3 protein-coding genes are annotated in these 14667 nt (G+C 64.0%); 2 read left to right on the top strand and 1 reads right to left on the bottom strand.

Annotated elements, in window-relative coordinates:
- Positions 1 to 201 precede the first annotated feature (201 nt).
- Complete coding sequence (locus ACTJLA_RS24035) at positions 202 to 11589, bottom strand: autotransporter-associated beta strand repeat-containing protein (RefSeq protein WP_314544349.1); 11388 nt, start codon at positions 11587 to 11589, stop codon at positions 202 to 204.
- A gap of 428 nt (positions 11590 to 12017) precedes the next feature.
- On the opposite strand from ACTJLA_RS24035, the gene ACTJLA_RS24040 reads away from it, so the two are divergent.
- Together ACTJLA_RS24040 and ACTJLA_RS24045 are read left to right on the top strand one after the other, a co-directional pair.
- Positions 12018 to 13829 carry a monovalent cation:proton antiporter-2 (CPA2) family protein gene (locus tag ACTJLA_RS24040; RefSeq protein WP_034127310.1) on the top strand — a complete coding sequence of 604 codons (1812 nt, stop codon included), beginning with the start codon at positions 12018 to 12020 and terminating at the stop codon, positions 13827 to 13829.
- Positions 13830 to 13901: 72 nt separating this feature from the next.
- On the top strand, positions 13902 to 14456 hold the full coding sequence (locus ACTJLA_RS24045) for a hypothetical protein (protein ID WP_054897036.1): 555 nt from the start codon (positions 13902 to 13904) through the stop codon (positions 14454 to 14456).
- The last annotated feature ends 211 nt before the right edge of the window (positions 14457 to 14667 follow it).

Below are 14667 nucleotides of genomic sequence, written 5' to 3' on the forward strand. Positions count from 1 at the left end.
ACCCAAGGAATATAAACTCAAGTGCATAACTTTAGGCCGGCGTCGGTTGGTCGCCAGCCGTGTTCCGGAAGAAATTGTATTCACATCCTTCAGGCTGCCCGGTGAGCAATAAATGCCCTGCTTTCATGAACCAACGTACTTCTTCAAAAAATCTTCCAAAAAAAACCGCCCTTTCGGGCGGTTCAAAAAACTCGGCCGTGATCAAAAACCGAGGGAGAAACTCACGGTCACTGCGTGGTCCTTGTCGTTACGCGAGAGTTGGCCCGAATAGCCCAGGCCCAGTCTGCCGTTCTGGCTGATCTGGTAATCCAGCCCCGCTTCCACCACTGCGCTGTCCTTGGCAATCGGCACGCCTTGGGTGCTGAACGAGCCACCGCCATTGATAAAGCTCAGGTCGGCGTCGGGCTTGGTATCACCGAAGGCATGGCGCCAGCCGATGCTGCCCCGTGGGGTGATTTTCGAGCCGTTGCCCAGGGTGATGGTCTGGCCAATGCGCACGCCCAGGGTCGAGTAGGTGATGTCCTGGTCGGCATCGCCACGCAGGGCTGCCGAACCGCCTTTTTCCTTGATGGTGTCGCTGTCGTAGTTGACGTAGGCCAGGCCGGCGAACGGCTCCAGCGCCACGCTAGGGGTTTGAATGGTGTAGCCGACTTCACCGAACACCTGCGCACTGCGTGCCTTGTAATCGGCTTTGAGGCGTTGGCCCTCGCCACCGACGGCCACGTTGCGCTTGCTTTCGACGTCATGCCAGCTGTACGCCACGCCCATCCGTGCGGCGAAGGCTTCCTGCTGGTAGGCGGTGTAGGCCATCAGGTGGTAGCTGTCCACATCAGCGCTGGAATTGCGGCGCTTGGCGTCCAGGTCGCTGCGGGTGTAGCCGGCGGCCACGCCCATGCGCCAGGCGTCGTCCACTTGCTTGTCGGTGCCGAGCAGGAAGCCGCTGAGGTTGCGGTCCAGCTTGGCGGTGTTGCTGTCACCGCCCATATGGCCCCAGGTGCCAAGCACGCGCATCCAGCCGACCATCTCGCCGTGACAACCGGCGCTGCTCAGGTGGTTCTCGCTAGGTGCCAGGGCATTGCGCGGGTCGTCCTCGCGGTAGCAACCGGGTTGGCGCAGACGCTCGTTGACCGCGTCACGCACATAACGCGAATCTTCAAGCATGGCGCTGGCGGTGCTGGCGTGGATTTCGCCGGACAAGCTGTCGAAGGCTGCACGTGCCGCTGCCACATCTCCATTAAGCAGTGCGTTTTGCACCGCTGCGCCACCGACTGCGGTGCCTGTGCCCAACGCCGCCGCCACGCCGCGCTGGTTACCAGTGGCCGCCACGCTGGCGTAACTGACGTCGTTGCGGCTGACCGCCAGGGCCACTTGGGTTGGGCTGTAGTTCAACGCGGTAGTGAGGAACGCCAGGTTCTCCAGATTGGTGGTGGCAAAGGTACCGTTGACTGCGCCCGCGGTCAGCAGGGTGTAGGTGGTGGCGCCGGCATAGGGTGCCAGGTTGACCACATTCAAGGTGCCGCCCAGGTTGGCGGTGCCGCCCACGGCCAGGGAGCCGGTGGTGGATGGGGTGATCACCAGGTTCAGCGCACCGGTACTGGCGTTGGTAAAGTTGCCGGCCACGGTCAGCTTTCCGCTGTCGGGTGTCACCGAGCCGTTGTTGACCAGCGAACCGACACTGCCGTTACCGGTCAGCCCCGCACCGTTGGCCACGGTGACTTGGCCGCCGAGCACGGCGCCTGGGTTGGCCGCGTTGCCCACTTGCAACACGCCCTCTTCCACCGCCACGGTGCCGCTGAACGGCTGGTTGCCGGTCAGCAACAGCGCGCCTGCGCCTTGCTTGATCAGCGCACCGGTGCCGCTCAAGGTGCCGCTGAATTGGCCATTGGTGCGTTGGGCAAACAACAACCGCGCGTTGTTGAGGATCCTGCCACGCAGGCTGGTGGTGGTGCCCGCCAGCGTACCGCCACTGACGGTAGTGCTGCCGGTGTAGGTATTCGCGCCAGTCAGCAGCAAGGTACCGGCATCCAGTTTGTTGATGCCGCCGGTCCCCACCAGCGGAGCATCAATCTGAGCGGTCACGCCGGAATTGACCCGCACTGGCGCCAGGCTGCCATCCGCCGCATTGGTCGGGCTCAAGCTGCCGCCTTCGCCGGCCGTCAGCACGTAGCCGGCGTCCAGCACTTGCAGGCCGGTGAAGCCTTGGTTGCCAACCACGGTCACGGTGCCGCCCTGCCCGCCAAATACCGCGAACTGGTTGGTGGACGCCTGCCCCTGGGTGCCGGTCGGGTCAGTCCAGTTGGTGCCCGGGCCCCAGGTACCACTGCCACCGGTAATGGTGCCATCGGGGTTGGTGGTGCCGCCGTTCCAGAACTGGATTTGCCCTGGCGCGGTTTGCACCACCAGGTTGAGCTGGTTGGCCAGCGCCGTTTGCAGGCTCAGGTTGCCCAGTGCCACCGGCAAGGTGCCAAAGGTGAGGCCGTTATCGGTCAAGCTGCCGCCGTAGCGGAACAGTTGGTACACGCCGACGCCGAAGCCGCCGGTATCGCTGACGTTGAGAGTGCCGTCCAGGGTCAGGTTGCCCGCCACGTTCACCGCCGTACTGGAAGCACCCGGTGCGCCGAGGGCGAAGTCCAGGGTGGTGCCCGATGACAAGGCCAGCGAACCCACCGACAGCGGCGTCGCGGCGCCGGCCTGGAGCACCGAGCCGTCTGCCATGTTCACCGCACCGCCCAGGGTGCCGCTGCCGCCGAGGGTCGCGCCGCTGGCGACTTGCACTGCGGCGCTGTTCAAGGTGCCGTTGACCAGCAGGCTGCCGGTGTTGACGTTGGTAGTACCGGTAAAGGTGTTGTTGCCAGTCAGCAGCAACGCTCCGGTGCCGGTTTTGTTCAGTACACCAGCGCCGGTAAGGTTGCCGGTGTAGGTGCCGTCAATGGCTTGCTCGAAGGTCAACGCCGCGTTGTTGGCGATGGCGCCTTGCAGGCTGGTGGTGTTGCCCGTGGTGGTGCCGCCGTTGAGCGTGGTACCGCCGCTGTAGGTGTTGGCACCTGTCAGCAACAAGGCGCCGCTGCCGTTTTTCACCAGGCTGCCAGTGCCGCTGACCACGCCATTGAGGGCCAGGTCGTGGCTGCCGGCCAGGGTCAGCGGGCCACCCAGGTTGAGGGTATTGGCCAGTTGCAGGTCGGTGCTGCCATCCAGTTGCGCCGCGCCGCCGACCGTCAAGGCACCACTGCCCAGGGCAGCATTATTGCCAAGGATCAATTGACCGGCGTTCAGGCCAGTGCCGCCGCTGTAGCTGTTGACGCCATTGAGCGTCAGCGCTGCCGCACCGTTTTTCACCAGGCTGCCGCTGCCGCTGATAACCCCGTCCAGGGTCAGCGCGTTGCTGCCTGCCACCGCCAAGGCACCGTTGAGTACAGCCGCATTGGCCAGGCTGACCGCCGCGTTGCTGTCCAGGGTGGTGCCGCCGGCCGCCGTCAGAGCGCCTGTGCCGAGGGCACTGTTGTTGCCCACCACCAGGGTGCCGCCATTCAGCGCGGTACCGCCGGTGTAGCCATTATTGCCGTTGAGTACCAGGGTGCCACTGTCGAGCTTGGCCAGGGTGCCAGCTCCGTTGAGGGTCACGCCCAGGGTCGCGGTGGCGTTCGGGTCGACGCGCACCGCGGTGTTGCCGGTGCCGCCATTGACCAGGTTGAGTACGCCCGCTGTGCCAGTGCCCAGGGTGTAGCCATCGGTGACGAACTGCATGCCGGTGATGTTCTGCGTGCCGTCCACCGTCACGTTGCCCGCCGCGCCTTGGAACACCGCGAAGCTGTTGACCCAGCCCTGGTTGAGGGTGCCGTCGACATTGGTCCAGTTGGTATTGCCGGCGTTCCAGGTGCCGTTGCCGCCGTCAATCGCACCGTTGCCGATCAGGCTGTTGCCATCCCAGAACTGCACGGTGGTGTTGGGTGCAGTCACCAGCAGGTTGACCTTGCTGGTGATCGCGGTCTGCACTTGCAGATCACCCGGTACCACACTGCCTGGCAGTGTGCCGAGCGCCAGGCCGTTATCGGTCAAGGCCCCGGTGTAGTTGATGAGGTTGTAGACGCCGCTGCCAAAGCCGCCGATATCGGTGACATTGAGGTTACCGTCCAGAGTCAGGTCGCCGCCGACATTCAGCAGGCCTGTGCCGCCGCCCAGCACCGGAGTGTCGAGGCCAACATCCAGGTTCGAGTTGCCACCCAGCACCAACGAGCCCACCGACAGTGTGCTGCCGGAGGCCAGGCCGATGTGCCCACCGTCGGCCACGGACACCGCGCCGGCCAATGAACCGCTGCCGGCCAGGGTTGCGCCGCTGTTCACCGCCACCGTGCCGCTGGCCAGGGAACCTGTGACATTCAAGGTACCGCCGTTGACGTTGGCCGCGCCGCTGAGGGCATTGGTGCCGCTCAGGTTGAGCACCCCGCTGCCGTTTTTATCCAGGTTTCCGGCACCGTTGAGCGCGCCGCCAAAGCTGTTATCGAGGTTGCTGCCTCCCACCGCCAGCGTAGCGCCGCCCGCCACCTGCACCGTACCGGTGCCAGCCAGGCTGTTGAGGTTGGCATTGCCACCCAGGTTGAGGCTCGCGCCGCTGCCGACAGTGACGCCGGAGGTGGTGCCCAGCGCACCGTTACCCGCCGTGGTCACGCTGCCGGCCGCCACGGTCAGTGGGCCGCTGAAGCTGTTGTTGCCAGTCAGCAGCAGGTCCGCCGCGCCATTCTTGATCAGCGCTGCATTGCCAGCGAGTACGCCGGCCAGGGTCAGGTTGTTGCTGCCAGCGACGCTGAGGTCGCCATTGAGGTTGACCGCATTGGCCAGCACCAGCGGCGTGCTATTGGCCAGGGTCGCCGCACCGCCGACGGTCAGCGCGCCCGAGCCCAGGGCCGTGGTGCTGCCGAGGGTCAGCGTACCGGCATTGAGTGCCGTGCCGCCGCTGTAGGTATTGGCGCCGCTCAGGGTCAGGTTGGCGCCACCGGCCTTGCTCAACGAACCACTGCCGTCCACCACGCCGTTGAGGCTCAGGTCGTTGCTGCCGCCGACGGTGAGCGCGGCATTCAGGCTGGTGTTATTGGCCAGGGCCAACGCCGTGTTGGTGTCCAGGGTGGCTGCCCCATTGACCGCCAAGGCACCACTGCCCAGGGCCGACGCATTGCCAAGGGTCAGGGAGCCGGCATTCAACTGCGTGCCGCCCAAGTAGGCATTGGCGCCGTTGAGCGTGAGGTCGCCCGCGCCGGTTTTGGTCAGCCCACCGGTACCGCTGACCAGGCCGTTCAGGCTCAGGTCGGCGGTGCCTAGAATGCCCAGGTTGCCGGCCAGATTGACCGTATTGGCCAGGGCGACCGCCGTGCTGCTGTCGAGGGTGGTGCCGGCGGCCGCGTTCAGGGCGCCACTGCCCAGGGCCGTGTTGGAGGCCAGGATCAGGCCGCCTGCGTTGAGTGCGGTTGGGCCGGCATAGGTGTTGTTGCCACTGAGGGTCAGGTTGGCGATGCCATTCTTGATCAGGCTGCCCGTGCCCGCCACGGTGCCGGCCAGAGTCAGGGCATTGCTGCCGCCGAGGGTCAGGCTACCGTTGACGTTGAGCGCATTGGCCAGGCTGACTGCGGTGTTGCTGTCCAGGGTGGTGCCGTTGGCGGTGGTCAAGGCGCCGCTGCCCAGGGCACTGTCATTGCCGACCACCAGCGTGCCGCCATCCAGGGCGGTGCCGCCGGTGTAGCTGTTGGCACCGTTAAGCACCAGGGTGCCGGTGTCGAGCTTGGCCAGGGTGCCGCCGCCGTTGAGCGCGACGCCCAGGGTGGCAGTGACGCCGGGATCGACACGTACGGCGGTGTTGCCGCCCACGCCGTTGAACAGGGTCAAGGCGCCCGCTGCCCCGCCGGCCAGGTTGTAGCCATCGGTGACGAACTGCAAACCGGTGATGGCTTGCGCGCCGTCAACCGTGACAGTGCCCGCCGTGCCTTGGAACACGGCAAAGCTGTTCGGGGTCCAGGCTGTATTGAATGCGCCGTTGACGCCGGTCCATTGGCTGGCGCCTGCACTCCAGGTGCCGCTGCCGCCTTCGATGGTGCCATTGCCCGTGGTTTGGCTGCCGTCCCAGAACTGCACGTTGGTGCTGCCGTTGACCAGCAGGTTGACCTGGTTACCGATAGCGGTTTGCAGGTCCAGGTCGCTGGCCGGGATGTTCACCGGCAGGCTGCCCAGCAGCAGGCCGTTGTTGGTCAGGCCGCCGGTGTAGTCGATCAGGCGGTAGATACCCGCACCGAAGCCGCCGATATCCGTGACGTTGAGGGTGCCGTCCAGAGTCAGGTTGCCGTTGACCTGCACCAGCGCCGTGCCGCCCGTGGCGGGCGCGCCGAGGCCCGCATCCAGGTTGGAGTTGGCATTGAGCAGCAGCGAACCGGTGGTGAGGGTCGCGCCGGAATTGACGGCCAGGTGGCCGCCGTCGGCGATGCTCACGTTGCCCAACAAAGTACCGGTACCACCGAGGGTGGCACCACTGCCCACCGCCACATTGGCGCTGGCCAGTGAGCCATTGACGAGCAAGCTGCCGGCGTTGACCTGGGCATCCCCGGTCACCACGCTGAGGCCACCGAGGGTCAAGGCGCCTGTGCCGTCTTTGGTCAGGTTGCCGAGGCCTGCCACGACCCCGTCGAAAGTGCTGTCGAGGTTATTGTTGCCGACGCTCAAGGTGCTGCCGGCTCCTACTGTGGCAAGCCCGGTACCCGTGAGGGCGCCCAGGCTGGCGCTGCCGCCCAGGTTCAAGGACGTACCGCTCGCCAGGTTGACCCCGGCGCCGACACCCAGTGCTCCGTTGCCCAGCGTGGTGAGGCTGCCCGATTGCACATCGAACAGGCCGTTGAAGGTGTTAGTGCCGGTCAGGCTCACATCCGCCGTGCCGGTTTTGACCAGGCTACCGCTGCCGGCCAGCACGCCGGCCAGGGTCAGGTTGTTGTTGAGAGCGCCCACGGTCAGCCCGGCGTTGAGGTTGACCGCATTGGCCAATACCAGCGGCGTGCTGTTGGCCAGAGTAGCTGCACCGTTTACGTTCAAGGCGCCGGTACCCAGGGCCGCTGCTGTACCCAGGGTTAATGTACCGGCGTTGAGGGTGGTGCCGCCCTGGAAGGTGTTGACGCCATTGAGGGTCAGGTTGGCCGCGCCGTCTTTGCTCAGGCCAGCCGTGCCGGTGACCAGGCCACCCAGGGTCAGGTCATTGCTGCCGGTGACGGCGAGGTTGGCGTCAAGCACGACGCCATTGCCCACACTCAGCGCTGCCGTGTTATCCAGGGTCGCCGCGCCGCCAACGGTGAGGTTGCCCAGACCAAGGGCGGTGGCGCTGCCCAAGGTCAGCGTACCGGCGTTCAGGGTGGTGCCACCCAGGTAGGCGTTGGCGCCGCTGAGGATCAGATTGGCCGCGCCCTCCTTGGTCAGGCTGCCCGCACCGTTGATTGCGCCGCCGAGCGTCAGGTCAGCGGTGCCGCCGATGCCCAGGTTGCCAGCCAGATTGATCGCGTTAGTGGTAGTAACCGCCGTGCTGGCGTCCAATGTTGTGCCGCCGGCGGCGTTCAACACGCCCGCGCCCAGCGCCGTATTGCTGGCCAGGATCAGCCCGCCTGCGTTCAAGGCCACAGGGCCCAGGAAGGTATTGGTGCCGCCGAGTGTCAGGTCTGCCGTGCCGTTCTTCACCAGACCACCGATGCCACTGATGGCGCCATTGAGCGCCAATGCGTTGCTGCCGCCGACCGTCAGGCTGCCGTTGAGTACCGCATCATTGCCCAGGGTTACGGAGGCGTTGCTGTCCAGTGTGGTGCCCGCCGCAGCAGTCAGGGCGCCAGTACCCAGCGCGGTGTTGCTGCCGACCACCAAGGTACCGCCATTGAGCAAGGTGCCACCGGTGTAGCTGTTGGCGCCATTGAGCACCAGCGTGCCGGTATCGAGTTTGTTCAGAACGCCCGCGCCGGTGATATCGACGCCGAGGGTGGCAGTCGCCAGTGGGTCGACGCGCACGGCGAAGTTGCCGCTGCCGGTGCTCAACTGCCCACCGGTGCCATTGACCAGGCTGTAGCCATCGGTGACGAATTGCAGACCGGTGATGGTTTGTACGCCATTCACGCTGACAGTCCCCGCAGCACCTTGGAACACCGCAAAGCCACCGCCCCAGGTCTGGTTGGAAAGGCCGTCGGCCGAGGTCCAGTTGGTGCCCCCCGCTGTCCAGGTGCCGTTGCCACCGTCGACAGTGCCGTTGGCAAGGGTGTTGCTGCCGTCCCAGAAACGAATATTCGGCGCCGCTACCACCAGGTTGACCTGGCTGCCCACTGAGGTCTGTACCAGCAGATCACCCAGGCCATAACCCAGCGGCACCGTGTTGACGTTCAATGCGCCGGTCAAGCCGCCGGTGTAGTTGATCAAGCGATACACGCCGGCGCCAAAGCCACCGGCATCGCTCACATTAAGGTCGCCGGCCAGATTCACGTTGCCACCGACATTCATCAGCGAGGTCAGCGACGGTGCGCCAAGCGCCACATCCAGACTGGCCCCGGCACTCATGTTCAGGCCGCCAGCCGACAAGGTCGTGCCACTGCCCAGCGCCAGGTGCCCGCCGTTGTTGATATTCGCCGTACCCAATAGCGAGCCACTGCCGGTGAGGGTGCCGCCGGTATTCACGTTGACCGACGCGCTGCCCAGGGAACCATCGACATCCAGAGTGCCCGCGTTGATCGCCGTGTTACCGGTGATGCCATTGATTCCGTTGAGCGTGAGCGTGCCGGTACCCACCTTGATCAAGCTGCCCGCGCCGCTGAGGTCACCGTCAAAAGTACTGCTGGTGTTCACGCCACCCACGGTGAGTTCCAAACCGCCGCCGACTGCCACGCCACCCGCACCGCTGAGGCCGGCCAGGCTGGAATCGACGCCCAGGTTCAGTGCGGCGCCGGTACTGACATTGACGCTAGAGGTGTTGCCCAATGCACCGGTGCTGCCGGTGGTGACGCTGCCAGAGACAATATTCAATGGCCCGGTAAACGTGTTGTTGCCGCTCAAGGTCAGGTCAGCCAAGCCATTTTTGATCAGCGCACTGGCGCCGCTGATCACACCGCTGAGGTTGAGGTCATTGCTACCCGCGAGCGTCAGGTCACCATTCAGGGCAATCCCGTTGCCCAGGGTAAGGGCAGCACTGTTATCCAGGGTTGCCGCACCGCCGACCGTCAAGGGGCCTGCGCCCAATGCGCCTGCCGTGCCCAAAGTCAACGTACCGGCGTTGAGGCTGGTGCCACCGGTGAAAGTGTTGGTGCCGTCAAGGGTCAGGTTGGCCAGGCCATCCTTGATCAGCGCACCCGCGCCGCTGACCACACCGCCCAGGGTCAGCCCATTGGTGCCGCCGACGGTCAGCCCGGCGTTGAGGACAATGCCATTGCCCAGCGCCACCGCCGAGGTGCTGTCCAGGGTTGCGGCGCCGCCGACGGTCAAGTTGCCCAGGCCAAGCGCCGTGTTGCTGCCGAGGGTCAGGCTGCCTGCGTTCAGGGTAGTGCCACCCAGGAAGTTATTGTTGCCGCTGAGTGTCAGGCCGGCCGCGCCGTCTTTGGTCAGGCTGCCCGCACCGTTGACCGTGCCGCCCAGGGTCAGGTTGGCGCTGCCACCGATTCCAAGGTTACCGGCCAGGTTGATCGCGTTGGCCAGCGTCGTACTGGTACTGGCGTCCAGGGTCGTGCCCCCGGCTGCATTCAACGTACCCGCGCCCAAGGCACCACTGGCGCCAACTACCAGCTTGCCGCTGTTCAGCGCAGTGTTGCCCAGGTAAGCGTTCGCTTGATTGAGGATCAGATCCGCCGGGCCGTTCTTGATCAACCCGCCAAGGCCCGCCACCACGCCGCCAAGGGTCAGCGCGTTGCTGCCGCCGAGGGTCAGGTTACCGCCCAGGTTGAGGTTATTGCCCAGGCTCACTGCTGCACTGGCATCCAACGTGGTACCCGCCGAGGCGTTCAACACACTGGCGCCGAGCGCAGTATTGGAGCCAACCACCAGCGAACCGGCGTTGAGGGCCGTGGCGCCGGTGTAAGCATTGTTGCCCGTAAGCACCAGGCTCGATACGCCCTCCTTGATCAACCCGGAACCACCGCTGACAACCCCGCCAAGAGTCAGCGGGTTCACGCCGTCTACGGTCAGATTCGCGTTCAAGGTAATCGCATTGCTGGTTGTCAGCGCAGCATTGCTTTGCAAAGTACCTGCACCCGCCACGGTCAAGGCACCGGTGCCTAGCGCGGTGGCATTGCCCAGCGTGAGCGTGCCGGCGCTCAAGGTAGTACCACCCTGGAAGGTGTTGGCGCCGCTGAGGATCAATTCGCCGGTCCCGGCTTTGTTCAAGCCAGTATTGCCCGAGATCAGGCCGCTCAAGGTCAGCCCGGTAGCAGCCCCCTGCACCGTCAGTCCACCGGTTCCGAGGGTCATCAGGTTAGCCAGCGTCAAGCCGTTGCCAGTGGCCTCGATAGCACCGCCGTTAGACGTGAGCACACCGCTGCCAAATGTCGCGTTGTTATTGAATTGCGCCACACCCCCATTGAGCGTAGTGCTGCCGCTGACCAACGGCCCCTGCAACGTCCAGGTGCCACTGTTGATGGCCAGGTTGTTGAAGTTGACATAGTTGGCGCTTGAAGCCGTGCCGGTGCCTGTACTGCCACCACCGACGCCCGTCGTGTTTTCAAGGATCAGCGAGTTGCTGCCGCCTGCGCCACCGTCCACCTGGCCGGTGGGCGCGAACGTCAGGTTCACGCCGATCAGTCCGCCAAGGCTTAAGCCGAGGCCGCCGCCACTGGTCACCTGCGACCCCGTGACCGCTGTAAACGTGTTGGTACTGGCGGTCCCCATCGAAACGCCGCCAGAGATAGTGCCGGTGTTGCGGAACGTGTTCCCCGTAGCAGAGCTCTCGAACGCCACGCGCCCGGTCAGTGCGCCGTTGTTGGTCATATTGACCTGCCCGCCACCCTGCACCGCTACCACCGGGGTATCGGAGGCAAACAACGTCAGGCCGAGCAAGGAGGAAGAACCAATGACGCCGTTGTTGACGATCGTGGTGGTGCCGCCTGCGCCGTTGGTGGCGTTCAGGGCCATGCCATCCAACGAGGCCAGGTTCAGCCCCAGCAACGCGCCAGTACCGCGCATGATGCCGGTGGCACTGTTGGTGATGTTCAACACGCTGGCTGCCGTGTTGCCGATCACCACCCCACCGCTCAGCACTGAAACCAGTCCGAGGAGTGCCGGGTCAATGGTGCCGGAGTTGTTCAACGTGGCGTTGTTGCCGGTCAGGGTCAGTGCTTTGCCGCCCAGCGTTGCGTTGAGTTGCGCCCCGGCATTGACGTTGACCGTCAGGTTGTTGACCGCGCTGCTGAAGGTATTGAGGAACAATGGCAATGACGGCACGCCCGTACAGGTCACCGTCGCGCCGGCCGCAGGACTTGCCGGGCTGCAGGCGGCAAACACATCCGGGCTCGCCAGCCCCATCACCAGCCCGGCCACTCCCAGGCGGATCGCAAGAGAAAGCGCAGAAATACGAGGTAAAGCGGCAGTCGCAAGTCTTCTATCCACGTTCTACTCCTTGTGGTCCAAGCCTTTCATCCGTGACTGCGTGCACGCCTTGCTTCAACGATCCACACGCATCGAATTCGAAACACCTGACCGTGGTGACTACTGATCCAGTTTTTCGAAACGTTAGTAGACCTGCGCGAAAGCCATTGAATTAAATGGTATTAATACTTTCGTAAAATCGGCGTAAGAATGGGATGAGAGCCAACATCCATTGACTGTCGCGACAAAAATACAAGTTTCAAAATGTGAAAAAGCGCTCTAATAGCGCTCTATTTCCCCTGCTGTGGAATATTTTTGTGGCCAGAGATTGCTCCCGCTCGGGTGCGCAGCGCCCGCAGTTTTTTGGGGCCGCTTCGCAGCCCAGCGGGAGCAAGCTCCCTCGCCACAATGGCCCCCCGAGTTGATCTACGTAAACGATGGAGTTCGTGATGCCCCATGAAGGCAACCTGTTACAAGCAGCCGTGGTGTTCCTGTTCGCCGCCGTGCTGGCCGTGCCCCTGGCCAAGCGCCTGCAATTGGGCGCGGTGCTGGGCTATCTGTTTGCCGGTGTGATCATCGGCCCGTCGGTTCTCGGCCTGATCGGCAACCCGCAAAGCGTGGCGCAGTTCTCTGAACTGGGCGTGGTGCTGTTACTGTTCATCATCGGCCTGGAGCTGTCGCCCAAACGCTTGTGGGTGATGCGCAAGGCGGTGTTCGGCGTCGGTCTGGCCCAGGTCCTGCTCACCGGTGTGGTGATGGGCGCGGTCGCGCTATGGCTGTTTGGCCAGTCGTGGAACAGCGCCATCGTGCTGGGCCTGGGCCTGGCGCTGTCGTCTACGGCGTTTGGCCTGCAAAGCCTGGCCGAACGCAAGGAGCTCAACCAACCCCACGGGCGTCTGGCCTTTGCCATCCTGTTGTTCCAGGACATCGCCGCCATCCCGCTGATCGCCATGGTGCCGTTGCTGGCCGGCAGCGATCATCCGACCACCGAAGCCCAGGGCCTGCAACATGTGTTGCAGATCCTCGGCAGCATCGCAGTGGTGATCATCGGCGGGCGCTACCTGTTGCGCCCGGTGTTTCGCATTGTGGCCAAGACCGGCCTGCGCGAAGTGTCCACCGCCACCGCGCTGCTGGTGGTGATCGGCACCGCCTGGCTGATGGAGTTGGTGGGCGTGTCCATGGCCCTGGGGGCCTTCCTCGCCGGCCTGCTGCTGGCGGATTCGGAATACCGCCACGAACTGGAATCCCAGATCGAGCCGTTCAAGGGCCTGCTGCTGGGGCTGTTTTTCATTAGCGTGGGCATGGGCGCCAACCTCAGTTTGCTGCTCAGCACGCCGCTGGTGGTGATCGGCCTGACCCTGCTGCTGATCGGCTTGAAACTGCCGCTGTTGTACGCCGTCGGGCGGATGGTGGGCGACCTCAATCGCGAAAGTGCCCTGCGCCTGGGCGTGGTGCTGGCGGCGGGGGGTGAGTTCGCCTTTGTGGTGTTCAAAATCGGCCGCGACCAGGGCCTGTTCGAACCGCAGCTGTACGACGTGCTGGTGCTCACCATCACCCTGTCCATGGCCGTGACTCCGCTGCTGTTGCTGGTGTGCCCGAAGCTGTTCAAACCCAAGGCCAAGCCGGTGGAAGTGCCCGAGGAATACCGCGCCATCGAAAGCGATGCGCCTCGCGTGGTCATCGCCGGCATGGGCCGGATGGGCCAGATCGTGGCGCGAATCCTGCGCGCGCAGAACATCTCGTTCATCGCCCTCGACACCTCGGTGGAAACCATCGAGCTGACCCGCAGTTTCGGCGGCATGCCGGTGTTCTACGGCGACCCCCAACGCCCGGAAATCCTCCACGCCGCCAAAGTCGATCAAGCGGAATTCTTCGTGATCGCCATGGACGACCCGGAGATCAACATCAAGACCGCCGAGCTGGTGCGCAACCTCTACCCGCACATGAAGATCATCGCCCGCGCGCGTAACCGCCAGCACGTACACCGCCTGGTGGACCTGGACGCTTCACCGGTGCGCGAAACCTTCTACTCCAGCCTGGAAATGAGCCGCCGTACCCTGGTCGGCCTCGGTTTGAGCCAGGCCCAGGCCGATGCGCGCATCAACCGCTTCAAGACCCACGACCAGCAGGTACTTGCCGCCCAACACGCGGTATACGACGACGCGGCCAAGGTCATGCAAACTGCCCAGGAAGCCCGTGCGGAACTGGCGCGCTTGTTTGAAATGGACAGGCTTGACGAGGAATCCTCCGACAAGCTGTGATGGGCTGGATGAACGAAATTGCGAATTTTCTGACAGAATACGCCGCAATTTCGTTCAACCCCGGAGTGCTTCATGGCCACGTTCACCAAAACCGCAATGCTGCTCGCCCTAGCGCTTACCGCCGGCAGCGTGTTCGCTGCCACCAAGCCCGCCACACAGACAATCTCCACCTTGGGTGGCAAGTTCACCTTCAAACTGCCCAAAGCCTACAGCGCCGACACCCTGCCCTCCGGCACGGCGCAAGACGGCACCGCTGACACCCAAGGCACCCTGTACGCTAACTCAACGACGAAAAGTGTGGTGATCGTCGCCGAAACCGTGCGCAACGATGGAGCAACTATCCAGGATAACGACCCGAAGTTCCTCGACGGCGCCGTGGCTGATTTCGTCAAAGACCAGAGCGCCGCCATGCCCGACTTCAAGAAACTGGGGGAGAAGAAACTCACCTACAAGGGCCTGGGCCTGCGCCAGGTGGACAGCAGCGCTACCCAAGGCGGAGGCAAGACCTTGAACTCCACGTTCCTGGGTGGTTCGGGCAACCATTTGCTGGTGATCCAGGCGATTTCCCGGGCTGATGATGTGAAGGGGCATGCGGCGTTGGTGAAGCAGATTACGGGCGGCAAGTAGCCCCCTCTTCCAGCCAACACAAAACCCATGTGGGAGCGGGCTTGCCTACGATGGCGGTGTGTCAGTCACTGAATCTTTTACTGAGCCACCGCTATCGCAGCATAGGTATCTACATAACTCTGTAAGCTCAGCGGTAACCACGATGCGAAGCGAGCCGCTCTTGATCTGCTTTTGATCTTAGGCGCCCCGTTAAACCACGCTGGCCGGAATT

This window comes from Pseudomonas sp. 22072 (genome assembly GCF_052046095.1).
GTDB classification, from domain to species: Bacteria; Pseudomonadota; Gammaproteobacteria; order Pseudomonadales; family Pseudomonadaceae; genus Aquipseudomonas; species Aquipseudomonas paracarnis.

Excerpts from the sequence above, each read along its gene's own strand:
- ACTJLA_RS24040 (WP_034127310.1), top strand. The coding sequence starts at position 12,018 with ATGCCCCATGAAGGCAACCTGTTACAAGCAGCCGTGGTGTTCCTGTTC.
- ACTJLA_RS24045 (WP_054897036.1), top strand. The coding sequence starts at position 13,902 with ATGGCCACGTTCACCAAAACCGCAATGCTGCTCGCCCTAGCGCTTACC.